The 24,845-nt window shown below is 72.1% G+C and carries 23 protein-coding genes; 8 read left to right on the top strand and 15 right to left on the bottom strand.

What is annotated here, in order from left to right:
• On the top strand, nt 1–144 hold a 144-nt coding region (locus tag ACZ7OY_RS43845; RefSeq protein ID WP_472251112.1), incomplete at its 5' end, for an aggregation-promoting factor C-terminal-like domain-containing protein.
• 118 nt (nt 145–262) lie between these two features.
• On the opposite strand, the gene ACZ7OY_RS43850 is transcribed toward ACZ7OY_RS43845, so the two are convergent.
• From ACZ7OY_RS43850 to ACZ7OY_RS43870, 5 genes are all read right to left on the bottom strand, one after another.
• The gene (locus ACZ7OY_RS43850; RefSeq protein ID WP_472251086.1) at nt 263–1,462 is read right to left on the bottom strand and encodes a cytochrome P450; all 1,200 of its coding nucleotides are present in this window, start codon (nt 1,460–1,462) and stop codon (nt 263–265) included.
• A gap of 39 nt (nt 1,463–1,501) precedes the next feature.
• Nucleotides 1,502–2,896, bottom strand: coding sequence for an NAD(P)/FAD-dependent oxidoreductase (locus ACZ7OY_RS43855; RefSeq protein ID WP_472251087.1), 1,395 nt, complete (start codon nt 2,894–2,896; stop codon nt 1,502–1,504).
• A complete protein-coding gene (locus tag ACZ7OY_RS43860) occupies nt 2,886–3,113 on the bottom strand; it encodes a ferredoxin (protein ID WP_384733871.1) in 228 nt (75 codons plus the stop codon). The genes ACZ7OY_RS43855 and ACZ7OY_RS43860 overlap by 11 nt, the downstream gene beginning before the upstream one ends.
• Before the next feature lie 224 nt (nt 3,114–3,337).
• Complete coding sequence (locus ACZ7OY_RS43865; protein WP_472251088.1) at nt 3,338–4,936, bottom strand: glycerol-3-phosphate dehydrogenase/oxidase; 1,599 nt, start codon at nt 4,934–4,936, stop codon at nt 3,338–3,340.
• The gene (locus tag ACZ7OY_RS43870) at nt 4,933–5,541 is read right to left on the bottom strand and encodes a TetR/AcrR family transcriptional regulator (RefSeq protein ID WP_472251089.1); all 609 of its coding nucleotides are present in this window, start codon (nt 5,539–5,541) and stop codon (nt 4,933–4,935) included. The genes ACZ7OY_RS43865 and ACZ7OY_RS43870 overlap by 4 nt, the downstream gene beginning before the upstream one ends.
• A gap of 76 nt (nt 5,542–5,617) precedes the next feature.
• On the opposite strand from ACZ7OY_RS43870, the gene ACZ7OY_RS43875 reads away from it, so the two are divergent.
• The 4 genes from ACZ7OY_RS43875 (at nt 5,618) to ACZ7OY_RS43890 (ending at nt 9,880) form a co-directional block, all read left to right on the top strand.
• Nucleotides 5,618–7,210 carry an FAD-binding oxidoreductase gene (locus tag ACZ7OY_RS43875; RefSeq protein ID WP_472251090.1) on the top strand — a complete coding sequence of 531 codons (1,593 nt, stop codon included), beginning with the start codon at nt 5,618–5,620 and terminating at the stop codon, nt 7,208–7,210.
• A gap of 130 nt (nt 7,211–7,340) precedes the next feature.
• Entirely contained in the window at nt 7,341–8,222 is an 882-nt protein-coding gene (locus ACZ7OY_RS43880) for a YegS/Rv2252/BmrU family lipid kinase (RefSeq protein ID WP_472251091.1), read from the top strand.
• A gap of 370 nt (nt 8,223–8,592) precedes the next feature.
• Complete coding sequence (locus tag ACZ7OY_RS43885) at nt 8,593–9,171, top strand: hypothetical protein (protein WP_472251092.1); 579 nt, start codon at nt 8,593–8,595, stop codon at nt 9,169–9,171.
• A 265-nt stretch (nt 9,172–9,436) separates the two neighbouring features.
• Complete coding sequence (locus ACZ7OY_RS43890; protein ID WP_351620444.1) at nt 9,437–9,880, top strand: hypothetical protein; 444 nt, start codon at nt 9,437–9,439, stop codon at nt 9,878–9,880.
• Here ACZ7OY_RS43890 and ACZ7OY_RS43895 read toward each other — a convergent pair.
• The 4 genes from ACZ7OY_RS43895 to ACZ7OY_RS43910 all read right to left on the bottom strand — a co-directional run bounded on the left by ACZ7OY_RS43895 (nt 9,856) and on the right by ACZ7OY_RS43910 (nt 14,575).
• Nucleotides 9,856–11,394, bottom strand: a complete 1,539-nt coding sequence (locus ACZ7OY_RS43895; RefSeq protein WP_472251093.1) for an FAD-binding oxidoreductase — start codon at nt 11,392–11,394, stop codon at nt 9,856–9,858. The two genes, ACZ7OY_RS43890 and ACZ7OY_RS43895, sit on opposite strands and share 25 nt — an antisense overlap.
• Nucleotides 11,395–11,722: 328 nt before the next feature.
• Nucleotides 11,723–12,943 (bottom strand): cytochrome P450, encoded by a 1,221-nt coding sequence (locus ACZ7OY_RS43900; RefSeq protein WP_472251094.1) that lies wholly within the window; start codon nt 12,941–12,943, stop codon nt 11,723–11,725.
• 13 nt (nt 12,944–12,956) lie between these two features.
• On the bottom strand, nt 12,957–14,351 hold the full coding sequence (locus tag ACZ7OY_RS43905) for an NAD(P)/FAD-dependent oxidoreductase (RefSeq protein ID WP_472251095.1): 1,395 nt from the start codon (nt 14,349–14,351) through the stop codon (nt 12,957–12,959).
• Nucleotides 14,348–14,575 (bottom strand): ferredoxin, encoded by a 228-nt coding sequence (locus tag ACZ7OY_RS43910; protein WP_472251096.1) that lies wholly within the window; start codon nt 14,573–14,575, stop codon nt 14,348–14,350. Before ACZ7OY_RS43910 ends, ACZ7OY_RS43905 begins: the two co-directional genes overlap by 4 nt.
• A gap of 415 nt (nt 14,576–14,990) precedes the next feature.
• Here ACZ7OY_RS43910 and ACZ7OY_RS43915 point away from each other — a divergent pair, with 415 nt between their 5' ends.
• Nucleotides 14,991–15,668, top strand: a complete 678-nt coding sequence (locus tag ACZ7OY_RS43915; RefSeq protein WP_472251097.1) for a GAP family protein — start codon at nt 14,991–14,993, stop codon at nt 15,666–15,668.
• Nucleotides 15,669–15,787: 119 nt separating this feature from the next.
• Here ACZ7OY_RS43915 and ACZ7OY_RS43920 read toward each other — a convergent pair whose 3' ends face one another.
• Genes ACZ7OY_RS43920 through ACZ7OY_RS43935 form a run of 4 tightly spaced genes read right to left on the bottom strand, consistent with a single transcriptional unit; the run spans nt 15,788 to nt 21,325 of the window.
• On the bottom strand, nt 15,788–16,945 hold the full coding sequence (locus ACZ7OY_RS43920; RefSeq protein WP_472251098.1) for a vWA domain-containing protein: 1,158 nt from the start codon (nt 16,943–16,945) through the stop codon (nt 15,788–15,790).
• Between the two features lie 41 nt (nt 16,946–16,986).
• Nucleotides 16,987–18,198: an AAA family ATPase gene (locus ACZ7OY_RS43925; protein WP_472251099.1), complete on the bottom strand. Its 1,212-nt coding sequence runs from the start codon at nt 18,196–18,198 to the stop codon at nt 16,987–16,989.
• The gene (locus ACZ7OY_RS43930; protein ID WP_472251100.1) at nt 18,195–20,195 is read right to left on the bottom strand and encodes an ankyrin repeat domain-containing protein; all 2,001 of its coding nucleotides are present in this window, start codon (nt 20,193–20,195) and stop codon (nt 18,195–18,197) included. The genes ACZ7OY_RS43925 and ACZ7OY_RS43930 overlap by 4 nt, the downstream gene beginning before the upstream one ends.
• A complete protein-coding gene (locus tag ACZ7OY_RS43935; protein ID WP_472251101.1) occupies nt 20,192–21,325 on the bottom strand; it encodes a leucine-rich repeat domain-containing protein in 1,134 nt (377 codons plus the stop codon). The genes ACZ7OY_RS43930 and ACZ7OY_RS43935 overlap by 4 nt, the downstream gene beginning before the upstream one ends.
• A 269-nt stretch (nt 21,326–21,594) precedes the next feature.
• Here ACZ7OY_RS43935 and ACZ7OY_RS43940 point away from each other — a divergent pair, with 269 nt between their 5' ends.
• On the top strand, nt 21,595–22,053 hold the full coding sequence (locus ACZ7OY_RS43940; protein ID WP_472251102.1) for a GNAT family N-acetyltransferase: 459 nt from the start codon (nt 21,595–21,597) through the stop codon (nt 22,051–22,053).
• Between the two features lie 153 nt (nt 22,054–22,206).
• On the opposite strand, the gene ACZ7OY_RS43945 is transcribed toward ACZ7OY_RS43940, so the two are convergent.
• Nucleotides 22,207–22,803: a TetR/AcrR family transcriptional regulator gene (locus ACZ7OY_RS43945; RefSeq protein WP_472251103.1), complete on the bottom strand. Its 597-nt coding sequence runs from the start codon at nt 22,801–22,803 to the stop codon at nt 22,207–22,209.
• A 70-nt stretch (nt 22,804–22,873) separates the two neighbouring features.
• On the opposite strand from ACZ7OY_RS43945, the gene ACZ7OY_RS43950 reads away from it, so the two are divergent.
• The gene (locus ACZ7OY_RS43950) at nt 22,874–23,071 is read left to right on the top strand and encodes a hypothetical protein (protein ID WP_472251104.1); all 198 of its coding nucleotides are present in this window, start codon (nt 22,874–22,876) and stop codon (nt 23,069–23,071) included.
• 137 nt (nt 23,072–23,208) lie between these two features.
• Here ACZ7OY_RS43950 and ACZ7OY_RS43955 read toward each other — a convergent pair whose 3' ends face one another.
• Complete coding sequence (locus tag ACZ7OY_RS43955) at nt 23,209–24,639, bottom strand: DHA2 family efflux MFS transporter permease subunit (protein WP_472251105.1); 1,431 nt, start codon at nt 24,637–24,639, stop codon at nt 23,209–23,211.
• Between the last annotated feature and the right edge of the window lie 206 nt (nt 24,640–24,845).

The following is a 24,845-nucleotide window of genomic DNA, read 5'->3' on the forward strand; positions in this document are numbered from 1 at the left end:
CCCGGCTCGAAGATGGCCTCCGCCGGTGCCGACTGGAAGACCAACCCCGCCACCCAGATCAAGTGGGGCCTGGACTACATGAACTCCCGCTACGGGAGCCCCGCCCAGGCCTGGGACTTCTGGCAGACCCACCACTGGTACTAAACCAACCAGTACCGGGCGAACCCACCGCCCACCACGGACATCACACGACAGAGCCGCTGCCTCGGGTGAGGCAGCGGCTCTGTCGTGTCCGAACCGGGCATGCCGGCCGGCACGACGCTCAGGCCGTGAGGCCCTCGATCGCCACGGGGAGGTGACGGGGGCCACGCAGCACCGCGTTGGCGCGGTACGGCGGCGGGTCCTCGCGCAGCCCGGAGAACTTGACCCGGCGGAACAGTTCGGGCACGGCCAGTTGCAGTTCTATGCGGGCGAGCGGGGCGCCGAAGCAGTAGTGGATGCCGGTGTAGAAACCCAGGTGCTCGTTGTCCTTGCGGTCGGGATCGAACCGGTCGGGGTCCTCGAAGCGCCGGGGATCGCGGTTGGCCGCGGCCAGCATGAGCCAGACCGGAGAACCCTTCGGGATCAAGGTGTCGCCGACCTCGACGTCGTCCAGGGCGGTGACCCACGGGACGAACTGGACCGGCGGCTCGTACCGCAGCACTTCCTCGATGATCGGGACGGCCAGATCCGGCTCCTTCTGGAACCGCTGGAGGATCTCGGGGTGGCGCAGCAGGGTGAGGGTCGTGTTGGCGATGGCGTTGACGGTGGTCTCGTGGCCGGCGACCAGGAGCAGCACCGCGGTGGCCTCCAGGTCCGACGGTGCCATGGTGGGGGCGAGCGCGCTGAGCATCCCCGGGCCGGGGTGGCGGCGTTTGGTCTCGATCAGATCGCCCAGGTAGGCGCCCAGGTCCTGGCGCGCCCGCTGTCCCTTTTCCTCGCCGCCTTCGGCACTGGGGTCGAGTGACGACGCGAGGGCGTCGGCCCAGACGTGGAAGCGCGATTCGTCCTCGCGCGGCACGCCGAGAACCTTGCAGATGGCGGTGACGGGAAGGGGGTAGGCGAAGTCGTCCACGATGTCGACCTGGTCCTTGCCCTCGAAGGCGTCGAGCAGTTCGCCGACGACCTTGACCAGGTCTCCGCGCAGGCCGTCGAGGAACCTGGGGCTGTGCGGGGGCCCGAACGGCCGGTTGATGGTGTCGCGCAGCCGGTCGTGCACGGGCGGGTCGGTGAAGATGAAGCTGGACGGCAGGCCGGACTCCACCGGCTGCCCCACGCGGGCGTAACCGGCGAGACGGTTGCTCGTGTCGTTGCTCATCCGCGGATCGTTGGCCAGACTCCGCACCTCGTAATAGGTGCTGACCACAAAGGTGCCGTCGTCCTCCCGCCTGATCGGTTGCTTGCGCAGTTCCGCGTAGAGGGGATAGGGATCGGCTCGATTGGCGTAGTCGGTGATCTCGGCGACGATGGTGCCGGACGTCATGGCGACTCCTGAGGACTCCGGGCGGTGCAGGCCTGGTGATCAGGCGTGCGACGGCACGAACTCGACACGCCGCTCGCTCGGTGAGTGACCTGTCAGCGTGACCGTGGCCCCGTGGGTGGGCAGATGGGGATCCGGGAAGGCCGGGTCGACCGGCTCCAGCGTTTCGGTGCGGCGGTCCACCGTGCGGTACTCCGGCGGGAAGGACGCACCGGCCGCGATCTGCTGCTCGTAGAACCCCAGCCACTTGGCTCCGTCGAAGGAAGCCGCGGCGATGACGCGGCCGCGGTAGCCGTACACCGCGACGAACCGCCCTTCGGTGAGCGTCCCTTGGGTGACGACCAGCTTGTCGCCCAGCGAGGGCACACCCACCGACTTGATGTTGACCCCGAACTGGGAGGACCAGAACATCGGCAGCCACAGATGCGGCCGGCGCTCCGGACCCGCGCAGATCATGTTGTGGGCGGCGATCTCGGCCTGCTCGACCGCGTTGCCCCAGTGCTCCAGCGACAGGAACTGGTAGTCGAACAGCGGGTGGGGGCTGCGTGCGACGTCACCGGCGGCGTAGATGTCGTCGGTGACGATGCCGTTGACGTCGAACACCCGGCATCCCGCGTCGCAGGCGATCCCCCGGGGACCCGCGGCCAGCCCGGAGCCCGCGAGCCATTCCGTGTTCCGGATGGCACCGAGCGAGACGACCGCGACCTCCACGTCGATGGCCGAACCGTCGGACAGGTGGGCACGCCTGAGCCGCCCCCCGTAATCGCCTTCGAGGGCGGTGACGCTGATGCCGCAGCGCAGATCGACACCCTTGCTGCGCTGCATCCGGTCCGCGACCGCGCCGATCACTCCGCCGAGCGCGCCCACCAGCGGTGCCGGGCCGCGTTCGGCGACGGTGACCTCGATGCCCAGCTCCCGGCAGGCTGAGGCCACTTCGGAGCCCGTGAAACCGGCTCCGATCACCAGTGCCCGGGACACTCCCCCGGTCAGCTTGCGATACAGGCGTGCGGAGTCGTCGCGGGTGCGCAGCACGAACACGCCGTCCAGCGCGGCCTCGTCCGCGTGGATCCAGGGACGCGCCCTGGTCCCGGTGGTGATCAGCAGGCGGTCGTAGGAGACGGTGTCACCGTCGGCCAGGCGCACCTGCTTGGCGTCCCGGTCCAGACCCGCGGCGGCGACGCCCAGCCGCCATTCGGCGTCGATGTCGCGCCGGCGCGGCAGAGCCGTGTCCTCGGGCCGCGCCCGTCCGAGCAGCGCCTGCTTGGACAGTGGCGGCCGGTCGTAGGGCTCGTACGGTTCGTCGCCGATCATGGTCAGCGATCCGGTGAAGCCCTGGTCGCGCAAGGTCTCCGCGGCGCGCAGGCCGGCCAGCGAGGCACCGACGACGACGATGCGGCCCTGGCGACGCAGCAGTTCGACGTCCGTGTCAGCCGACATGGGGGTCCGCCCCCTTCGTCGGATCGTCGGAGTAGTCGACGAGGATGGCCTGGACCGGGCAGGCGGCCGCGGCCTTCTCCACCCGGTCACGCTGTGCCTCGTCGAAGCGAGGCGAGAACAGCAACGCCTCTTCGCCGTGCAGGGCGAAGACGTCCGGGGCGAGGAAGACGCACTGCGCGAATCCCTGGCACCGGTTGAGATCGACGACAAGCCTCATCTGGAATCCGCTCCCTGCGCGGACCGCGGTTCCCGCAGACCCCGCAGCCAGCTACGTTCGGTCCATACGGTTGTCGGCATGCCTTCCTCTAAGGATGCGTGCCCGTACTGGCGCCCGCAAGGAGAGGCCGGCCGGGCAGGTCAGGGGCCGCGCGGAGCACGCGCGAGGAAGCAGGTCACGGGCGAGGACGGCGCCTGCCGCTGTGCGCCCCGCGCGAGGGCGGGTCAGGCAGGCTGGGCGGCGGCCGCGTCCAGTGCCTCGCGGGCCGCCGCCATGGCCGCCGCCCGGTCCTGCGGCACGAGTCCGATGCGGGTACGCCGGTCCAGGAGGTCGGCCTCGTCCAGGGCGCCCTCGTGCAGGGCGGCCCACAGCAGGGCGCCCCGGGTGACGGGGTTCCCCGGCACCACGGGCTCGTTCAGGCGGGGGTCGCGGGCGCCCAGAGCGTGCACGGCGGGAGCCTCGGTGCCGTAGCGGCGGACCAGGTGGCCGGGGGCGGTGAGCGCGCCGAGCCGGTGCGGGGCGGCGGCTCCGACCAGGGGCAGGGAAGCGGTGGTCGAGGCACCGGCGCGCAGGCCCCGGGCCTCGACCGCCGTGTCGACGGCGTCCTGCGCCATGCGCCGGTAGGTGGTGAGTTTGCCCCCGACGATCGTGACCACCCCGTCGGCGGAGGTGAGGACGGCGTGCCGACGCGAGATGTCGGAGGTACGGGAGGGGTCGGCCGACCGGGTGGGCGCGATGTCCAGCAGGGGGCGCAGTCCCGCGAAGGCGCCGACGACGTCGTGCCGCCTGACCGGCGTGTCCAGGGCGGAGCCCAGCACGTCCAGCAGGAAGCCGATGTCCGACTCGGGCACTTCGGGCACGTCCGGCAGGTCACCGTCGACGGGCTCGTCGGTCAGGCCGACGTACACGCGGCCGTCGTCCTGCGGCAGTACGAGCACGAACCGGTTGGTCTCCCCCGGGATCGGGATGTGCAGGCCCGCGGGCAGCGGACCGAGCAGGTCGGCGCGCAGGACCAGATGGGTGCCGCGCGAGGGGCGGATATGGATGCCCTCGACCAGGCCGCCCGCCCATACGCCGGACGCGTTGATGATCGCGCGGGCCCTGATCTCGCCCTGCTCGCCGGTGAGTTCGTCGCGGACGCGGGCGGTGGTCCCGTCGAGTCCCAGGGCCCTGACCCGGGTGAGGATCTTCGCGCCGTGGGCGGCGGCGGTGCGGGCCAGCGCGGTGACCAGGCGGGCGTCGTCGGTCACCCGGCCGTCCCAGGACAGCAGGCCGCCGCGCAGGCCGCCGGGGCGTACCGACGGTGTCAGGTGGCGGGCTTCGACGCTGGAGAGGCGGCGCGGTGCGGGCAGGGTGGCGCGGGAGGTGCGGGCCACCAGCCGCAGGGCGTCCCCGGCCCGGAAGCCGGCCCAGGCCAAGGACGCCTGACCGCGTGACACCGAAGGCGTCAGGGGCAGGACGAAGGGCTGGGCGCGCACCAGGTGGGGTGCGGTGCGTTCCATCAGGACACCGCGTTCCACGGCGCTTTCGTGGGCGACGTCGAGCTGCCCCGAGGCGAGGTAGCGCAGTCCGCCGTGGATGAGTTTGGAACTCCAGCGCGAGGTGCCGAAGGCGAGGTCGTGGGCGTCGACGGCGACGACGCGGAGGCCGCGCGCCGCGGCGTCCAGCGCGACCCCGGCGCCGGTGGCGCCGAGTCCGACGACCAGGACGTCCGCCACGTCGGCGTCGACGGCCTCGGCCAGTTCGCGGCGTCGGCGGGCGGCGGAGAGCGACGATCCGGGGGCGAAGGCGGACGGGCCGGACGGGCTGCCGGTCGGGCTCATGGGGTGAGGGTCCTCTCCAGAAGTGTGCGCAGTTCGTCGAGGAAGGCGGAGTCGGTGAGTTCGGGGTCGTTCCCGTCGGTCATGGTCCGCAGCGACAGGGTGAAGGACTGCACGACGAGCAGGACCGCGCGGGCCTGCCGGTCGGTGTGGGTGCGGCGCACCGACCCGTCGGCGTGACCTTCCGCCAGCGCGTCGGCGAGCAGGCCCAGCAGGGCTTCCTGGCTGGCTCCCCGGCGGTCCAGGACGTAGGGCAGCAGGAGTTCGGGGTCGACGTCGACGATCTTGAGGAAGAGGGGGTGGGACCGGAACGCCGCGACTCCGGCCACGAGTCCGTCCACGATCAGGCCGCGCATGTCCTGGCCGGGCGAGCGCTGCGGCATGGCACGGCTCGCCACGTCGATCCACTCACGCGTCATCAGGTCGCCGACCAGCGACCGCACGTCGGGCCAGCGGCGGTAGAGGGTCATCCGTGAGACGCCGGCCCGGCGGGCGACGTCGGTGAGGGTGGTGCGCCGGACGCCGAACGCCAGCACACAGTCGCGTACGGCGTCGAGAACGGGATCGCTGTCCGAGCTGCCCGAATGGTTGTGACGAATGGGCGTCATATGTAACAGTGTAACGCCCCGGGCGACCGTGCGGGAGACGGCGCGTCGCCAACCGACCGATGAGGACAGACCGTTCATGGACATGCTGTGGAGTGGCTGGGGCGACCCCGCCAAGGCGGCACCGCTGCCCGACCCGGTGACCGCGCTGCTGCGGGAGCTGCTCGGCGTCAAGCCGCGGGACACCGACGCGCTCGCCCTGGAGGAGATCGCGCTCCCCCAGACCCCGCTGGACACCGCCGCCCTGCGCGCGCTGGCGGCGGCCGTCGGCGGCGAGGCCCATGTGCACACCGACGCGGAGAGCCGGATCAGGCACACGCGCGGCAAGTCCACGCCCGACCTGCTGAAGATCCGTGCCGGAGACGTCGTGGACGCCCCGGCGGCCGTCGTCCTGCCCGCCACCCACGCCGAGGTCCTCGCCGTGCTGCGGGTCTGCGGCGAACACGCCCTCGCGGTGGTCCCCTTCGGCGGCGGTACGTCCGTCGTCGGCGGCCTCGCACCCGAGCGCCGTGTCTTCGTGGCCCTGGACCTGCGCCGTATGGACGCCCTGCTCGACGTCGACCCCGTCTCACGGACCGCCACCCTCCAGCCCGGCCTGCGCGCACCCGACGCGGAGGCGCTCCTGGCCGAGCACGGGTTCACCCTCGGCCACTTCCCGCAGTCCTACGAGTGGGCGACGATCGGCGGATTCGCGGCCGCCCGCTCCAGCGGACAGGCCTCCGCCGGTTACGGCCGCTTCGACGAGATGGTCCTCGGCCTCACCGTCGCGACCCCGGAGGGCACCCTGGACGTGGGACGCGCGCCGCGCTCGGCGGCCGGTCCCGATCTGCGTCAGCTGATCCTCGGCTCCGAGGGATCCTTCGGGGTCATCACCGCCGTCACGGTGCGCGTCAGGCCCCGTCCGCAGACCCGTATCCACGAGGGGTGGCGCTTCGCCTCCTTCGAGCAGGGCGCCACCGCGCTGCGCCGGCTCGCCCAGGACGGCCCGCGCCCGACGGTCCTGCGGCTGTCCGACGAGACCGAGACCTTCGTCGGTCTCGCGCAGCCCGACGCCATCGGTGCGGCCGGACTGCCGGCCAACGCCGGATGCACGGCCGTCGTCGGATACGAAGGCACCGAGGAGGACACCACGAGCCGCCGGGAGCAGGCCGCCGCCGTGCTGCGCGCCGCCGGAGGCATCTTCCTCGGAGCGGAGCCCGGCGAGCGCTGGGCACACGGCCGCTACGCGGCACCGTACCTGCGGGACTCCCTGCTCGACGCCGGGGCGTTCGCCGAGACCCTGGAGACGGCGGCCTTCTGGTCGCGCGTACCCGAGCTCTACGCGGCCGTACGCACCGCGCTCACCGACACCCTCACCGCGGCGGGCACCCCGCCCCTGGTGATGTGCCACATCTCGCACGTGTACGAGAACGGCGCCTCGCTGTACTTCACCGTGGTCAGCGCACAGGGCGAGGACGCCGTCGCCCACTGGGCACCGGCCAAGGCGGCAGCCTGTGAAGCCGTCCTGGACGCGGGCGGTACGATCAGCCACCACCACGGCGTGGGCACCGATCACCGTGACTGGTATGTACGGGAGGCCGGGCCGCTGGGGGTCGAGGCACTGCGCGCCGTCAAGCGGCGGCTGGACCCCGACGGCCTGCTCAACCCCGGGGTGCTGCTGCCCAAGGACTGACTCTCCCGCGCAGCCCCCGGCCGTCGTACGGCCACTGGTCCGCCGTCAGGCTCCGGCCCCGCGCCGGGGCCTGCACCTGCCCAGGCTCCATCCCCGTTCCGTCCCACCGTCACCGCCCGGAGGCACACCGATGCGACAGTTCACCGCCGTCGTCAATCCCACTGCGGGCGACTCGGCCGGCGCGGCGGCGCTGCTCCAGGTCGCCCGTCTGCTGCGGGAGGCCGGAGCGGAACTGGACACCGAGTACAGCCACAGCCTCGCCCACGCCCAGGAGCTGGCCCGCCGGGCCGCGGAGCGGGGCCGGGTGGTGCTCGCCGTCGGCGGCGACGGCATGGCCGGCGGCATCGGCGGCGCGCTCAGCGGTACGGACGCCGTGCTGGGCCTGATACCCGCGGGCCGCGGCAACGACTTCGCCCGCGCTCTCGAGCTGCCCACCGACGCGGCCGGCCTGGCCCGTGTCCTGCTCGACAGCGAGCCGCGGCGCGTGGACACCATCGAGGTCGAGTCGGCGGTACACCCCCGCACCGTCGTGCTGGGCAGCGTCTATGCGGGCGTCGACGCGCTCGCCAACCGCCATGCCAACCGGGCGCGCTTCCTGCGTGGGGCCGCCTCGTACTATGCCGGTGGGCTGCGCGCCGTCGCCGGCTGGCGCCCGGCGTCCTACCGGGTCACCGTCGACGGGCAGGAACACCCGCACCGCGGATACACCGTCGTAGCCGCCAACTCCGCCTACTACGGGTCCGGGCGCATCGTCGCCCCGTCCGCCCGGGTGGACGACGGTCTGCTGGACGTCGTCATGATCCGGGAGGCCCCCCGGCGCCTGTTCTTCACGCTCATGAACGAACTCAAGACCGGCGCCCACGTCGAACGGCCCGAGGTCGTCGTCCTGCAGGGCAGGGAGATCCGCATCGAGGCGGACCGGCCGGTGCCCTACGGCGCCGACGGCGAGGTCGACGCCACCCTGCCCGTCACCGTCCGGGTACGACCGCGCGACCTGTCCATCCTGTTCTGACCGTCGCGCCGCGCCAAAGGGGCCGAAGGGGCCGGCCCACCGGCACGGCACGAGCACGCCGGGCCTGTGACCTGCGGTTTTAGGTACGCCAGGGGCCCCGGCTAACACGGCTCACCTCGCCGCATTCGCAGCGACACGCTGACGTCGAGGGATGAGCAGACGTCAGAAGATCCATCAGACGGACCAATGGTATGTCAATCTGCTTATTTTTATGGCGAGATGACATCTCATCAGTTTCTCAACCGGGGCCATAATTGCCTCGTTTGGCGCTCTCCTGCCGCTATTTCGAAATGACCGATATGACGGCCATGGGTAAGTTCATTCACGAGCCGGCTGACGGGCCGGCAACCCTGAAACAGGAGATACCGCAATGAAGCTTCGTTCCACGGTGGTCACCGCCGCTGTGTCCGGCGCCGCGGCTCTGGCCGCGACCGGCATCACCTACGCCTCGGCCGCTTCGGCCCCGGTGCCCCAGCAGGCGCCGGCCGTCGCCGCCGTCGCACCCGCCGCCGTTCCCGACGGTGGCAACGGCAACAACAACGGCAACGACAACAACAGCAAGGGCAACGAGGGCAAGGGCAACGAGGGAGGTGGAGGTGGCGGCCGCGGCGGCCACCGGTACTACGAGGGCCGCATCGAGATCAACGAGCGGTCGTACTCGGCCCACCCCGGCGACTGCATCACCGTCGTCAGCGGCCTGGGCGCACGGAGCCTGAACATCCGCAACGACACGAAGCGGACCGTCGAGGTCTTCCGTGGCGCGGTCTGCGACAACGGCGCCCCCATCGCCACGGTCGGTCCGCGCAGCTCCGCCGACGGCGTGCACCCGGGCCGCACCCGGGCCATCGACATCGACCACGGTGTCGTGGCCAGCTTCCGGGTGGTCCGGGACCACTACGGCCACGGCGGTGGTGGCGGCGGCTACGGCGGCGGCGGCGACGACTACTAGGACCCGACCGGTCAGATACTGAGGAGCCCCGGCCCGCCGGAATCGGGCCGGGGCCCCGGTACACGCACCATTCTCCGACAGCCACGCCCCGTGTGCACCCCGCACGCCCGACGCCGTGCGTGCGGGGTGCATGCGGGGCGTGGCTGTCCTTTCCCGCACCGATCGGACCGGTACGGCGACCCTCGCCCGCCGGCCCGGTCTCCCAGGCCGCCGGCCGCGGCCGCCTTCCGGTGTTTCCCCGTCCGGTGAAGGGGTGAGGAGTGACATGAGCATCCATCTGGTAGAGGACGTGAGCGACGACACGTACGTCCTGGACCGCCTCGACTTCAGCTGGACCCCGGCCCGGCCGTGGCTGGGACACCAGGTCTCATGGGAGATGAACGGCCACCTCAAGGAGCCGGTCGACCTGACCCGGGTCACCTGCAACATGATCATGAAGTTCGGTCCCGTGAAGATGCTCGACCGGACCTACCGCCTGCCCGACCTGCTGGCGGGCGTCGGCGCGAGCCTGCCGGGCGACCCCAGACCACCCGCCGGACCATGGCGGCAGACCTGGCACCTCCGGCTTCCCGAAGCGGTACCGGTGGCCGAGCACCGCATCCTGCTGCGCGCCCGAACGGGCCGGGGCAGCAACTTCTTCGCCCTGGACATCGCCCTGAACTTCAGCCGCAGCTTCCGGCCGCGTCAGGTGCCGATCCCCTGTGCATAGCTGAAGAAGTCGGTCGGGTCGTACTTCCGCTTCACCCTGACCAGCCGGTCGTAGTTCGCGCCGTAGTAGGCCCGCCGCCAGTCCTTCAGCGTGGGGTCCGGGAAGTTCTGATACGACTGCCCGGGCGGGGTGTTTCCGAAGATGCCCTGGTAGAAGTCACGGAGCCAGTGCAGGTTCGCGGTCTCGACGCGGCGCGGATCGTAGTCCGTCCAGGAGGTCTCGGCAGCGAAGATGAACACGGCGTTGCGGTGCACGAACGCCGTCGCGTCCGGTGGCACCTGGTTGATCTCGCCGCCCAGGGCGAACATCGCGAACCCGGCCCCGTCCTCGTTGCTGCTGCCCGGCCAGTCCAGCAGTTGCTCGGCGGCGGCACCGACCTGCTGTTCGGTCAGGAGCTCCCGGGGAGTGAGCACCGCCGACTTGGTGGCGAACTGTTCCACCGGAGTGGTGGCGCTCAGCAGCACGCTCGCCTGACCGGGAGTGACCTCGCGCACGGACGCCCTGTTGCGGGCGCGCTCCTCGGCCGTGCCGATGGCGAGCAGCGGGGCCAGGATGTCGCGCAACTCGTCGAGGGGGCCGTAGTACTGGCCGATGGCGTTGACATTGGCGTTCTCGCGGATCTGGTCCCTGGCACGCCCGTGGGTCCCGATGCCGACGCGCAGGTGGAACCGCTTGTCGTCCAGGCCGTTCAGGGCGATCCGCTGCGCGGCCGCGATCACCGGCTGCACGGAGTCCAGGCTCCAGCGCAGCTGGTAGAAGCCCACGTCGCCCTGGAACTGCTCGTACTGGAACGTAAAGGACGTGTTGACGCCGAAGTTGTTGCCCGCTCCCCCGCGGCAGCCCCAGAACAGGTCGGCATGCGAGTCCCGGCCGGCCTCCACCACAAGGCCGTCGGCGAGTACCACGGTCGTCGAGACCAGCCGGTCGCAGGTCAGACCGAACATCTTGTCGCTGAAGCCGATGCCGCCGCCGAGCACGAGTCCGGCCACCCCCACCGTGGGACAGCGGCCGGTCGGCACGAAGATCCCCTGGTCCTCCAGCAGCGGGTGCAGGTCACCGTTGGTGACACCCGCTCCCACGGTGACCGTGCCCGCCTCGTGGGTGACCTTCATCGAGCCGTAGGTCCGGGTCCGGGAGCGGGCGCCCGGCCGCGGGGTGACGCGAATGCCCTTCATCCGGGCCATGTTGAGCAGCAGGCCCGTGGTGGTGGAGTACCCGGCGTAGTTGTGGCCCAGCCCGGTGCGGGGCACGGCGGGCAGCCCCACCGAGCGGGCCCAGCGCACCGACGTACGGGCGTCCTCGGTGGAACCGCAGGCCACGATTCCGGCGGGGCGGATCCCGGCATAGCGGTGGTTGAACGGGATCGCCAGCGGCGGGTAGTGGGAGTCGTTGGGCCGGTAGAGGGTGGAGCGCGACGACAGCGCGTCGGCCAGCCGCTTCCAGTCCCGGGGGCCGATCCCTTCCGGCACTGCGGCGGGTGACGCGGCGGCAGGCGGTGCCAGCACACCCGCCATCCCCGTCCCCAGAGCACCCAGCGTGCCTGCCCGCACTACGTCCCGCCTGTCGATCACAGTGGCTGCCCCTCACGAGAAACGCCCCGAAGAGGCGATCGCCTCCGTGTGAAGTCAACCGATCGCCGGCCGGCGCAACCGTCCAACATGCTCCGCGCACCGGCCCGCAACCCCAAAGAGTGCCCGGTGTACCGCCGGATGGGCCGTGCCGCGGGCGCACCGGGCCGAGCAGGGAAAAGCTCCGCCAGGGGCAGCCGGTCATGCGTGACGCCCGGCCGGGGATGCCCGGCCGGGCGTCACGCGGAGCCCTGGCCCCGCCCGGTCTGCCCGGTCAGTCCTTGTTCTGCTCGACGAGCAGGTGGATGGGGCCGCGAAGCACGGGGCTGGGGCGGTAGGGCGGCGGGTCGGCGACCAGCGTGGGCCCCTCCAGCCGGCGCACCAGTTCGGTCAGCGCGATCTGTGTCTCCAGCCGGGCCAGGGGGCCGCCGAAGCAGAGGTGGATGCCGCTGCCGAAGCCGAGGTGCTCGTTGTCCGGCCGGTCGGGGTCGAAGCGGTCGGGATCCTGGAAGCGGTTCGGATCGCGGCTGCCCGAGGCCAGCATCAGCATGATCTTCGAGCCCTTGGGGATGACGGTGCCGGCCACGGTGATGTCGCTGTACGCCGCCCGCCACGGAACCATGTGCACGGGGGGTTCGTAGCGCAACAGTTCCTCGACCAACGGGACGATCAGGTCCGGTTCGGCGCGCAGTCGTTGCAGCACCTGCGGGTTGCGCAACAGGGTCAGCATGCCGTTGGTGATGAGGTTCACGGTGGTCTCGTGGCCGGCGATCAGCAGCAGGTTGGCGGTGGCGAGGATCTCGTCGTCGGTCATCCGCCCGTCGGGCCCGTCGTCGTTGGCCAACCGGCTCAGCAGGTCCTCCCCCGGCTTGCCGTGGCGTTTCTCCAGCAGCCCGCCCAGGTATTGCTGGAGTTCCTTGCGGGCCTGCAGGCCGTGTTCCAGCTTCTCCTTCGGATCGGTCTTGGGGTTGTAGTCGATCGAGTTGACGATCGCTTCCACCCACAGATGGAACCTCGGTTCGTCCTCGCGCGGCACGCCGAGCAGATGGCAGATCACGGTGACGGGGAACGGGTAGGCGAAGTCGTCGACGATGTCGATCTGTTCCTTGCCCGCGAAGCCGTCGATGAGGCCGCTGACGACGGCGGTCAGATCGTCCTCCATGCCCGTCACCAGGCCCGGGGTGTGCGGGGGGCCGAAATGACGCATCGCCATGCGTCGCAGGCGGTCGTGCTCGGGAGGGTCGAGGTTGATGAAGGACGGGGTGGTCCGTCCTTCGACCACCTCCATGGGCTGCGACAGGTTGCGCACGTCGGAGCTCAGATGCGGGTTGTGCAGCAGGTCCATGATCTCGCGATAGGTGCTGACGACGTAACTGCCGTCCTCCTGCCGGGCCACCGGCGTCTCGCGCAGCTCGGCGTACAGCGGGTACGGGTCGGCCCGGGAGGAGTGGTCGAGGATCCGGAGCAGTGTGTCGGGCTTCTCGGTCGTGGTCATCTGGCGCTCCCTCCTACCTGTGCTGCTGCTGCGCGGCCGTGACGCGTCGCTCGCTCGGGTCGTGACCGGTGACGACCACGGTGGCGCCCTGGGCGAGCAGGACGGGGCCGGGGAAGTCGACGGGTACCGGCTTCATGCCGGCGGGCTGGTCGGGGGTGGGGCTCGGCGGCGGGAAGGGTGCGGCCGTCTCGATCAACTGCCGGTAGTGGTCGAGCCACTTCGCGTTGTCGAAGCTCACCGCCGCGGTGACCCGGCCCTGGTAGCCGTAGGCGGCGACGAACCTGCGGTCGTGCACCGATCCTTGAGTGACCGTCACCTCGTCGGCGAAGGTCGGCACGCCGACGGACTTGATGTTGACCCCGAACTGGATCGACCAGAACGCCGGGATGGACAGGTGGGGCCAGCGGTCCGCCTGGCCGCTGAGCATGTTGTGCGCCGCGACCTCGGCCTGTTCCACGGCGTTGGCCCAGTGCTCCAGCGAGATGAGCCGGTACTCGTAGATCGGGTTCGGGCAGCGGGCCACGTCTCCGGCGACGAAGATGTCGTCGGTGATCAGACCGTCGAGGGTGAGGGCACGGCAGCCCGTGTCGCAGGCGATTCCCCAGGGGCCGGCCGCCAGTCCCGAGTCCCGCAGCCACTCGGTGTTGCGGATGCCGCCGAGCGCCACCACCGCCACATCGGCGTCGATGGTGCTGCCGTCGTCGAAGTGGGCACGGCGCAGCCGCCCCTGATCGTCGCCCTCCAGCCGGGTCACCTTGACACCGCAGCGCAGGTCGACACCGTGCGCGCGCTGAAGGTCGGCCGCGACGTCGCCGATCATGGCCCCGAGCGCCCCGACCAGCGGGGCCGGCGCGAGTTCGGCGACGGTCACCGCGATGTCACGCTCGCGGCAGACGGAGGCGATCTCGGAGCCGGTGAATCCCGCACCGATGACCAGGACGCGGGAGGGCCCGGCGGCCAGGGCCTGTTGCAGACCCTCGGCATGCTCGCGCGTACGCAGCACGAACACCCCGTCCAGGGCCGCCTCGCTCTCGACGAACCAGGGCCTGGCCCGCACGCCGGTGGAGATCAGCACCCGGTCGAACGGAACCTCCCGGCCGTCGGCGAGACGCACCTGGTTGGCGGCCAGGTCCAGGCCGCTCGCGGGCACGCCCAGCAGCCACTCCGCGTTGACGTCACGACGTCGCGGCAGCGTGGTGTCCCGGGCCGGCACCCACCCGGTCAGTACCTGCTTGGACAGGGGAGGCCGGTCGTAGGGCTCGCACGTCTCGTCACCGATCATGGTCAGCGAACCGGTGAAGCCCTCGGCACGCAGCGCCTCCGCGGCCCGCAGGCCCGCCAGGGATGCGCCGACGATCACGATGCGGCCGTCGCGTTTGAACGCGCGCAGGATGTCGGCACTGGTCATGACCGCGATGCCTCCACCGGTACGGCCCGTTCCTCCAGCCGGTCGACCAGGATCGCCTGGACCGGGCAGGCCGCCGCGGCGCGCAGCACCTGGTCGCGCCGGGCGTCGTCCGGGCTCGGGTGGTACATCAGCGCTTCCTCGCCGTGCATCCGGAACGCCTCCGGCGCCAGGAACGCGCACTGCGCATACCCCTGGCATCGGGAAAGATCTACGACAACTCGCATGCCGACCTCCACGGGGACTGTCGGCTGCGGACCCTGGAGCCGGCGTGTCACTACGGCACGCACAGCGCCCGACAGGCTTCGAGCAAGGAGATCCGGCCGTCGCCCACCGGGCGACGCGCAGGGGAACGTACCGCGCTCGTCGGGTCTTCGCAGCAGGAGATGACTGTCGCGGGCAGGACGACCAGCGACGGTGAAACCGCACAAGGGAACCGGGCCCTTCGCCAAAGAGCGTATGCCTGCCCCCGATGCCCCGCACCCGGTGACCGAGGGCGGCCGGGGGCGGCCGGGAACGGCCGAGAGCGGCCGGGAGCAGCCGGGAACGGCCGAGAGCGGCCGGGAGCAGCCGGGGGCGTCGTTCACCCGCACGCCACGCGCCGTGCGGCGAGGACCGTGGACCGTCGTCGACCCTTGACGCATGGGTCACGTACTGGGCGATGTTCTGGGCCTCGCGGCCGGTGTCGCCGTGAGTCCGATTCCGATCATCGCCGTCATCATCGTGCTGGCAACGCCTCGGGGACGCCTGAACGGACTGGTGTTCGCCACCGGCTGGGTGCTGGGCCTGGCGGGCCTGGGCACCGTGATGCTGCTCGTCGGAGGTCAGGAGGGTGCCACCTCCCACGGTCAGCCGGCCGACTGGGTGGGGGTGCTCAAGCTCGCCCTGGGCGCGCTGCTGGCGCTGCTCGGCCTGAAACTGTGGCGGCACCGCCCGGCCGATGTCACGCAGGCCCAGCTCCCCAAGTGGATGGCCACGATCGACCGGTTCACACCGGTGAAGGTCTTCCTCCTCGCCCTGTTGCTGTCGGCCGGAAATCTCAAGAACGCCCCGCTGACCATCGCCGCCGCGGCGTCCATCAGCTCCTCGGGACTGCCGGTCGGACAGCAGATCGGCGCACTGGCGGTCTTCGTCGTCGTCGCCTCCCTCGGGCTGCTCGCTCCGCTCGCGGTCTTCCTGGTCATGGGTGAGCGGGCGAAGAAGACGCTGGGCGACTGGAAGGAACGGGCGACGCGCCACAACACGGCCATCATGGCCGTACTGCTCTTCGTGTTCGGACTGAAACTGCTGGGCGACGGAATCGACGTCCTGAGTTCGTGACCGCGCCCGCGGGACGACGCGACGGCTCGCTCCGGACCCGACGACGGCCGTGCCGGGTGCTGCCGCAGTCGCAAGCCCGGCACAACCCGGCACGGACCCGGCCTCGGATCTCGGAGCTCTCAGCCGGGAATGCGCACCGTCTCCACCCAGCCCGGCGCCTGCGGTGCGGTGGAGCCGATCAGGGCCGCGACGACGCGGCAGGGCGGGGGCCGGTCGGGCCAGGGAGTGATCCCGTCGGTGAGGACCACGACGATGTCCGGGCGGTCCGGCGTGGTGAGCGCCGCCTCGATCCCGACGCGCATGTCCGTGCCGCCACCGCCGCCCAGGGTGATCTGCTCGGTGGCCGTCACCCGGGACACGGCCTGCACATCGGCGTCGCACGCGAACACGGTCACGCGGTTGCCCCGTACCCCCACCTCGCGCAGCACGCCCGTCACCTCCGCGAGGGCGGCGGCCAGTTCCGCGTCGCCCATCGAACCGGAGGTGTCGATGACCACGGCCACCCGCGGCAGCGGACGGCGCAGGCTCGGCAGGGCGACGCCGCGCAGCGCCGGGGTACGGCGCGAGGGGCGGCGATAGGTGTAGTCGACGGCCCCGCCCGCCCACGCGGCGGCCTCCCGGACCGCGCCCGACAGCGCCTGCCGCCAGTCGACCGTGGGTTCCAGGATCGTCTCGGCCCAGCGCTGCCAGCCTCCGGGCAGGGTGCCGCGTCCGCGCTGGTGGGCGCGCATCGCCTCGGCGGTCTGCCGCCGCAGCGCCTGCGCCTCCACCTCACCGATCCGCGCGGGGCCTGCGGCGCCCGGCAGCTCCCAGGAACCGGGACGGCCATGGGCGCCGGACCCGCAGTCGGGCGTGCGCACATGCGGTGGCAGCAGGTCCAGGTACGCCTCGAACACCCCGCCCTCGGGAAGGCCGAACAGCCGGGGTTCCATGCGCCCCTCGGGCAGCCGCAGACCGTCGGCGAGCAGGTCGTCGTTGATCTCGCAGTCCTGGGCGACGTTGACGCGGTGCCAGTCCCCCTGGGCCGCGGCGGGCAGCCGGTTTGCGCGGCCGTGATGGTCGCGCAGCAGGTGCGCCACCTCGTGCACCCAGACGCCCGCGAGCTCGGGCACCGCCGTCGCCTCGACGAAGGAGGGGGACACATAGCAGCGCCAGTGCCGGTCCACCCCCATCGTGGGCACCTGCGTGCTCGGCACGACGGTCAGGGAGTACAGCGCGGCCGCCAGATAAGGCCGGTCGCTCGCCGCCCGGTAGCGGGCGGCCAGCAGCTTGGTCATGTCCAGGGCGCCACGGGGGTCCCCCGCGGTCTCCGTGGGCCTCACCGGCCGCCGCCGGGCAGCGCTCCCGACATCTGGAGCAGGTCCAGGAACCCGTCGATCCCGGCCGGTACGGGCCAGTCGAGGTGCCGCATCGCGGCGAGGTCGGTGGCGGCCCGGGCGGCCACGTCCGGTACGCCCGCGTCCACGGCCTTGGCCAGTACGGTCCAGCCGGCCTCCCAGCGGGGCCGGGTGAGGTCGCTCTGGATCGCGGCGACCACCGCGATGAGGAACGCCAGTTGCCGGTCACCGCGGTCGGGCAGGGCGAAGGCGTCCGGATCGGCCAGCACACGGTCGGGGTCGGGCAGGTCGAGGTGTTCGAGGTAGGACAGCAGTTCCAGGCCCGCGCCGTCGCCGACGGCGCCGGTGAGCGCGGCGGCCAGCGCCTCGCGGCCGGCCCCGGCCGCGTATCCGGTGGCGAGCAGCTTGAGGGCCATCTCCCAGGTCCGGGGGGACGGCCAGGACCGGCCCCGGCTCTCGGCGTCGCCGGGGATGTGGTGGACCAGACCTGGCCTGGCCGTGAGGAAGCCGGAGATCGCGCCGCGGGCGCGGGCGACCGCGCCGGGCACCCTGGCGGCCCCGACGACGGGCACGCTCACCTCCGGCCAGGTGCCGGCCATGCCGCGGGCCACCGTCCGCGGGTCGTGGGTCCACTCCAGGTGGACGAACCGGTTGGCGAGTGGCGGGCTGAGGTGCCAGCCGTCCGCCGCACTGGACGGCGGGTTGGCGGCGGCGACGATACGCACCGCCTCCGGCAGGGCGAGGCTGCCGACGCGCCGTTCGAGCACGACCCGCAGCAGCGCCGCCTGCACGGCCGGCGGCGCGGAGGACAGTTCGTCGAAGAAGAGCAGGCCCTGTCCGGCCCGCGCGAGGCGGACCGCCCAGTCCGGCGGGGCCATCGGCACTCCGGTCACGGCCGGGTCGTCACCGACGATGGGCAGCCCGGCGAAGTCGGAGGGTTCGTGCACGCTGGCGATGACCGTCTCCAGCGGCAGGCCGAGCCCGGCGGCGAGCTGTTCCAGGGCGGCCGACTTGCCGATTCCGGGCTCGCCCCACAGCAGTACGGGCTGATTGGCCGTCACGGCGAGTGCGAGCGCCTCCAGTTGAGGGTTCGCGGCCGGCTCGGTCCGTACCGTACGCAGCCTGCGGTTGAGGTCGTCCGCGGCGGACAGCGGGCCGGACGGCGCGGTCGCGGGGGCACTGTCGGTGCTCAAAGGGGCGGCTCTTTCTCGTGGTCGGGCTCGTCCGCGCCGAACTGCGCCTCCTCGTCGTCGGGTTCGACGAGATCGGCCGGGTCCTCCGTGAAGTACCCCTCCTCACCGTCGGGTTCGACGGGGTCGGCCGGGTCCTGCGCGAAATAAGGCTGCCCGTCGTCGGGGTCGACGAGGTCGGCCGGATCCTCCGCGTAGTACCCCTCCTCGTCGACGGGTTCGTCGGGTTCATCGGGGTTCTGCGCGTAGTACTCCTCCAGCCCGTCCATGTATTCGTCCCACCACTCGGCGCCGACGTCCGCATGCTCCCGCTCCACCCGTTCCCGGAGGAAGGCCAGGTCGCGCCGCTTGTACCGGCGGGCGGCCTGGGCGAGCGACCGATCCGAGTCGTCGACCACGTCCAACCGCGCCCCGGCGGCGACGAACGCCTCCACCAGTGCCTTCGTGCCGAGGTCGTTGACCGCCACGAACAGCGGAGTGCGCTCCCGCCCGTCGCGGGCTTCGAGGTCGAGTCCCTCCGCCAACAACCGCGGCAGCAGGGTCTCGTGGTCGAGAAGGTTCAGTACGTGCAGCAGGTTGCGGCCGTTGGCGTCCCGGACCCGCGGGTCCACACCCGCATCCAGCAGGGCCAGCACACCGGGGGTGTCACCGTGCTGGGCACGCAGGAACAGTTCGCTGCGCTGCGCCCGAAGCGCCTTCGGCAGACGGCCCGTTCCGGAGGTCCAGGTCTGCTCCACGGCGAAGCATCCGGCGACGGCACCGCCGAAGGCGCGCAGGGCGCGTTCGCGTTGCTGCTCCTCGTCGCTGTGCGGCATCCGCAGCAGGCTTCCGGGCCGGAAGCCCACCTCGTGCCATTCGCCGCGGCATCTGACCCGGACGGGTGCGGGCGCCGTCGGCCCCGGCGGGCCGGCCGGACCTTCGGGGACCCGGACGGCGGGGAACAGCGCCTGGCGGACGAGCGGATGCAGATGCTCCGGTACGACGCCGCCCGCACGCATCAGATCGAGGTCGGGGAGTCTGCGCCACAGGGCCTCGGCGAGGACGGGCACGTCCTTGAACCCGTCCCGGTCGACGATGCGCGCCAGCAGTCCTCCGGACTCCACGGGCTCCAGCAGGATGTAGATCCGCCAGTGCGGGGCGAGGAGGAAGCGGCCGCCGTCGCCGGCGGCCCGCCGGCGACGGACCTCCGACTCCAGGCCGATGTGGTTGAGCGCCATCCCGGCCAGCAGCGGCTCGGGGGCCGTCCTGAGCCAGCCCGTCCCGGGCGGGGGCGTCAGGTCCAACTCGATGCCGACCGCGGCGAACGCGGCCTGGAACTCGCCCTGTTGGTGCAGCAGCGTGGCCCATTCGGAACGCGTCGCCGGGTCCGCGTCGCCGGGATCGGCGGTCGGGAGTTCGTCCCGGCCGCGCGGGGTGGCGTCGGCGTGGAAGAACGGTGGCCGGTCCGCGCCGCCGCCGCAGCGTTCGCGCAGCTCGTCGGTGTGCCGGGCGTCCCACAGGTGTCGTGCGCGGCGCCAGTCCTGCGTGGAGCGCACGAAGACGCCCGCGGTCTGCTCGCCCTGGAGGGTCCCGAACCGCAGGGCGATCCGCTGCGGGCCGTCGATCATCGCCGGGGTGATGATGTGCAGGTACGGCGCGGCCAGGCGGCCCTCGCCAGGTGCGCTCGGGTGGTAGCGCGCCAGGACGACCGTCGTGTCGGTGAGGAGTGTGGTCCGCCCGCCGCCTCCGCGCGGCAGGTGCCAGCGCAGCAGGTCCGGAACGAAGTGGCGCAGGTCCTCCGCCAGGGCGGCGGCGATGTCGTCGCCCCACCGGCCGGCGACCTCGGACAGCTCGAAGTCGACGTCGACGTTCGCGGCCGCGCAGGCTCCTCGCCAGTCACCGGCCAGCCGGCGTTCGGTCGCGCGCTCGATCATCCACCCGGGCACCGCGTACCGGCGGATCCGGCGCAGGCCCGCCGCCTGGTCCGGGGGGAAGCAACGCAGTTCACCACGTGCGCTCAACGGTAGACGCTCCCTATCGCGCACAGGTCCGGGTGCGTCCCGGTGAAGGGCCGCAGCCGCCGGGTGAAGGACCGCTTCACCTTGCGGGGCAGGCCGGGACCGAGACCGACGTACTCCAGGGGCGAGTCGTCGGGCACGGCCGCCAGCAGGGTCTTCGCGCCCCGTCCGGTCAGGCCGGTGTGGCACAGCTCCAGCCGGCGCAGCGGGCTGCCGGGCAGGGCGGCGGCCAGCGCGTGGGCGCCTTCGTCGCCGGTGGTGTTCGCTGGGGCGCCGAGGCTGCGTTCCGACGGCGGACGGCCCAGATCGAGTGCCTCGATCCCCGCGAGTCGGTCGGCGAGGGCCCGGGCACCGGCGGGGCCGATCCCGTTGCCGCCGAGGCCCAGACGCAGGGGTCGTGCGGGGTCGGCCGCGGCGGCGAGGATCGTGGCGCCTTCGTCGCCGAGGTGGTTGGCGGGGAGATACATCTCGCGCACGCCCGCTTCCCGGATCAGGTCCGCCAGCAGCGGGGCGGCGTCCGCGGTCAGGCCGTTGCCGCCGAGGAAGAGGCGCTCCACCGGGCTGGGCCGGTCGGCGAGGACGTCGAGCAGGGCTCGCAGACCGTCGGTGGTCAGACCGGTGTTGACCAGGTCGAGCGTGCGCAGTGCGGTGTTGCGGCGCAGCATCGAGGCGAGAGCGCGGGCGCCTTCGTCGCCCACCGGGTTGCGCTTGAGCCACAGGGCGCGCACGGTGCCGTCCGTGCTCAGCGTGTCGGCGAGCGCGGTGACGCCGTCGGGGCCGATGCGGTTGCAGCCGAGGTAGAGCGTGCGCAGGCCGTGGCCGTCGGCCAGCGCTTCGGCGACCGTACGGGCTCCGTCGTCGCCGATGGCGTTGGTGCCGAGCAGGATGTGCGTGGCCCGGGCGGAGGCGGCGGCGACGGGCATCAGCCGTGCGGCACCGGCCGCTCCGAGTCCCTGCTTGCACAGGTCGATACGGCCGTCCGCGCGCACGGTGCCGAGCGGGAAGGTCTCGTCGGCCTCGACCGGCCGGGCGGACCGCAGCCGATCCAGCAGCGGTTGCAGTGCGGCGGGGTCGCTGATCGCGATGTCCGGGTGCTCGATCGCCGGGCAGCGCACGGGTGTCGGCTGCGTCATCACCACTCCACCGGTCCATCGCCGGCGCCTGGCCCGCCGAGGGCGGCATCGCCCTCCGCCCGCCCAGGACGAACCGACGCCAATCGACTTTCCTCCACGACAAGGGCGGCAAGGCTGGTCGGATTTGAACCGACGTCCTCCAGCTTGATGCTTAGGCGCGACGACCTCTGCGCTACAGCCTTGCCGCGGAGATCATAGCGACTTTCGCCCGCATGTTCGAACTCGGTTGGCCGCGTCGAGGCCGGCCCGGGTGAGCGCACCCGGACGACTTGCTCGGTAGGGTCGGGATCATGAGTGTCGAGGTCGCGGTTGTCAGCGAAGCGGACGACGAGTCGGTTGCGGCGTTCGCGCGCCTGCTGCCCCAATTGTCCAGCACGGCAACCCCGTTGGATCACGAGTCGGTGCGGCGCCTGCTCGCCGGCGACGCGACGACTGTGCTGATGGCGCGGGTCGGCGGTGCCGTGGTGGGGATGCTGACGCTGGTCATGTTCCCCCTGCCTTCCGGTCTGCGGGCCCGTATCGAGGACGTGGTCGTGGACGAGGCCGCACGGGGACACGGCGTCGGCGCCGCCCTGACCGAGGAGGCGCTGCGCCTGGCCGCCGCCGCGGGCGCTCGTACGGTGGACCTCACGTCCCGCCCGTCGCGGCAGGCAGCGAACCGGCTGTACGAACGCATCGGTTTCACGGCCAGGGATTCCACGGTGTACCGCTTCGCCCTGAAGCGGTGAGCCACGTCTGGTACGGGTGCAGCACAGAGCGGCAGGCACGGACCTTCGTGAGCTGAACTCTCACCTCCTCAAGCGGCGGTCGAGCCCCAGATGGAAGTGCAGCAGGCGTGCCTGGTCCGGTCCGAGTGACCCGAACACCCCGCACGAACGCGCTCAGGCGCGGAGGTCCGCCAGATGCCGGACCAGGATGTCCCGCGCCTGCTGCGGGCTCAGGCGCGGCGGCCGGGCCAGCAGGTGCAGCACCGTCCCGTCGAGCAGGGCGTGCAGTCGCGCCGTTTCCACCGCGCGCACCCGTCCCGCACCGAACTCCCCCAGCTCCTCAAGCGCGGCCACGGCGCTCTCCACCGCGCCGCGGATCAACTCGTCCACCTCGGACCGGCGTTGTGCGGCCAAGGCGTCGCGGTGCGCGAGCGCCACCAACGCGAACCACGCCTCGGACTCCAGCCGGCGCTCGCTGTCCAGCGGCAGCAGCTGCTCCAGATGACTGCGCACCAGCTCCGGCGACGGTGAGCCCGCGGCTGCGTTGGCACGGCCGATCCGCTGCCGTACCGCCTCCACCACGAAGTCGATGGCGAACAGCACCATTTGGGTCTTGTCCGGGAAGTAGTGCCGCAACGCTCCGGCCGACCAGGAGGCCTCCTCGGCCACCGAGCGGACGGTCACCGCGTCGAAGCCGTCACGCAGCGCGACGCGCCACAGGGCGAGGGCCAGTTCCGCGCGGCGCCCCTCATGATCTACGACCTTCGGCACCCGGCCATTATCACACACGCGTGTTACATTGTTTTTGGTACGGCTGTGTTAAATAAACAGAGGGACAGTCATGAACCGATTCCGTCGGGCACCGTGGTGGGTCTACGCCGTCACCATCGGGGTCCTCAACATCGCCCGCCAGATCACCTTCCCGCCCACCCGCGTGGGCACCGCGGTCACCATCGGCCTGTTCTTCGCGGTCCTGGCGATCGGCTTCGCCGTCGTCACGGGCGTGCGGGCGCTCATCACACCGCGCGGCGGCGAATAGGGGGCCGGCCCGTCATGGTGCGCGCCGCTGGCCCCACCTGACGCGCCGCACCCGCGTACCCGCCGCGGATCCGGCGCGCGGCACCTGCCGGGCCCGACTCGGCGGGTGCCGGCGGCGCGCAGGGACGGATGCAGCGTTCACACGTCGACGGCCTCGCGCCGCGCGGCGGTGCGGGCCGCGGCGGCGACCCGGGCGGCCCGGTCCGGCATGGTGAAGGCGAACACCGCGGCGGCCGCGGCGACCGCCGCGAGCACCTGGTAGGCGTGCTGGAAGGCGGAGACCGGCGGGTGGGCGTGCGCGCCGGTGCCGACGGCGGCGGCCGAGGCCAGTACGACGGTGACCACGGCCGGGGCGGCCGCGTTGGCGGCCTGCCGGACGACGCTGTTGAGCGTGGCGGCGTGGGAGACGTCGGCCTGGCGGATGCCGGTGAACGAGGCGACGGTGGTGGGCATGAACACCCCGCCCATCGCCGCGCCGAGCAGGAACATCAGCCCGCGGAACGTCCACAGCGAGGAGTCCGCGTCCAGCCGGGAGAACACGACCAGGACCAGTGCGACACCGACCAGACCGCAGCCGGCTATCCGGCGTGGGCCGACCCGGGCGTAGAGCGGGCCGACGATCTGCACGGTGAGCAGCACCCCGAGCGCCTCGGCGAAGGTACTGGAGCCGGACTCCCAGGCGGACAGCCCCAGCCCCTCCTGGAGGAAGAGCGGGCCCAGGAACATCGCGCCCATGAAGCCGGTGAAGCCGAGGAAGGCGGTGATGTTGGTATCGCGGAAGAGGCGGTCGGTGAAGAGCCGGAACCGCAGGGCGGGTTCGGGCACCCGGAGTTCGACCACGACGGCGGCCGTCAGCAGCACCGCGCCGCCGACCAGCCCTGCCAGCACGGGTCCGCTGCCCCAGCCCAGTTCGGCACCCTCGCTGACGCCGAACATCAGCCCTGCGGTGCCGCAGGCGGTGAGCAGCAGTCCGGGCACGTCGAGGCGGCCGGGGAGGTGGTCGCGGTGCCGGTCGAGGAAGAGGAGCCCGAAGGCGAGCACCGTGACGCCGATGGGCAGATTGGCGTAGAACACCCACCGCCACGACAGGTGGTCGACGAGCCAGCCGGCCCCCATGGGGGCGAGGGCGGGCGCCACCTGCTGCGGAATGATCATGTATCGGGAGACGTTGACCTGCTCGGCCAGACTGAAGGTGCGGTAGAGCAGGGCATGCGTGACGGGCAGCAGGATCCCGGCGGCGAGGCCCTGGAGGGCACGCCAGCCGACGAGTTCGCCCAGCGACCCGGCCGCGCCGCAGAGTCCGGACGCGGCGGTGAAGACGGCGAACGCGGTGAGTACGGTACGCCGCCCGCCGAAGCGGTCGCCGAGCCAGGCCGAGACGGGGACGGCCAGGCCGACGCAGACCGGGAACACCACCACGACCGCGTCCAGTCCGGCGGTGGCGAGCCCGAAGTCACGCCCGATGGCGGGCAGGGCGACGGTCGCGCCGACTCCGTCCACGATGGACATGAACGCGGTGACGACACACACGACGGGGACGACGATGCGCTGATTCAGTCGGACGGGCATATGCTGAGCATACTCAGTTTGAGTAAGCTCAGCACTACCGCGGCAGTCCGGACCGTCAACCGTCGGCAGGATCAGGACACCGCCGCGGCGACCCCCGCCCCGCCGCACGGACCACCGCCCCGATCACCTCCGCCGCCCGTGCCGGGAAGGGCCGCGCGTGACAGGACAAGCCGTATGTGACAGGACGGGGGGGGCAGGGCACCGCA

Source organism: Streptomyces sp. NPDC107559 (assembly GCF_055657365.1).

Coding starts and splice junctions, on each gene's coding strand:
- ACZ7OY_RS43850 (WP_472251086.1), bottom strand. CDS start 1,462: ATGACGTCCGGCACCATCGTCGCCGAGATCACCGACTACGCCAATCGA.
- ACZ7OY_RS43855 (WP_472251087.1), bottom strand. CDS start 2,896: ATGTCGGCTGACACGGACGTCGAACTGCTGCGTCGCCAGGGCCGCATC.
- ACZ7OY_RS43860 (WP_384733871.1), bottom strand. CDS start 3,113: ATGAGGCTTGTCGTCGATCTCAACCGGTGCCAGGGATTCGCGCAGTGC.
- ACZ7OY_RS43865 (WP_472251088.1), bottom strand. CDS start 4,936: ATGAGCCCGACCGGCAGCCCGTCCGGCCCGTCCGCCTTCGCCCCCGGA.
- ACZ7OY_RS43870 (WP_472251089.1), bottom strand. CDS start 5,541: ATGACGCCCATTCGTCACAACCATTCGGGCAGCTCGGACAGCGATCCC.
- ACZ7OY_RS43875 (WP_472251090.1), top strand. CDS start 5,618: ATGGACATGCTGTGGAGTGGCTGGGGCGACCCCGCCAAGGCGGCACCG.
- ACZ7OY_RS43880 (WP_472251091.1), top strand. CDS start 7,341: ATGCGACAGTTCACCGCCGTCGTCAATCCCACTGCGGGCGACTCGGCC.
- ACZ7OY_RS43885 (WP_472251092.1), top strand. CDS start 8,593: ATGAAGCTTCGTTCCACGGTGGTCACCGCCGCTGTGTCCGGCGCCGCG.
- ACZ7OY_RS43890 (WP_351620444.1), top strand. CDS start 9,437: ATGAGCATCCATCTGGTAGAGGACGTGAGCGACGACACGTACGTCCTG.
- ACZ7OY_RS43895 (WP_472251093.1), bottom strand. CDS start 11,394: ATGGCGGGTGTGCTGGCACCGCCTGCCGCCGCGTCACCCGCCGCAGTG.
- ACZ7OY_RS43900 (WP_472251094.1), bottom strand. CDS start 12,943: ATGACCACGACCGAGAAGCCCGACACACTGCTCCGGATCCTCGACCAC.
- ACZ7OY_RS43905 (WP_472251095.1), bottom strand. CDS start 14,351: ATGACCAGTGCCGACATCCTGCGCGCGTTCAAACGCGACGGCCGCATC.
- ACZ7OY_RS43910 (WP_472251096.1), bottom strand. CDS start 14,575: ATGCGAGTTGTCGTAGATCTTTCCCGATGCCAGGGGTATGCGCAGTGC.
- ACZ7OY_RS43915 (WP_472251097.1), top strand. CDS start 14,991: ATGGGTCACGTACTGGGCGATGTTCTGGGCCTCGCGGCCGGTGTCGCC.
- ACZ7OY_RS43920 (WP_472251098.1), bottom strand. CDS start 16,945: ATGACCAAGCTGCTGGCCGCCCGCTACCGGGCGGCGAGCGACCGGCCT.
- ACZ7OY_RS43935 (WP_472251101.1), bottom strand. CDS start 21,325: ATGACGCAGCCGACACCCGTGCGCTGCCCGGCGATCGAGCACCCGGAC.
- ACZ7OY_RS43950 (WP_472251104.1), top strand. CDS start 22,874: ATGAACCGATTCCGTCGGGCACCGTGGTGGGTCTACGCCGTCACCATC.
- ACZ7OY_RS43955 (WP_472251105.1), bottom strand. CDS start 24,639: ATGCCCGTCCGACTGAATCAGCGCATCGTCGTCCCCGTCGTGTGTGTC.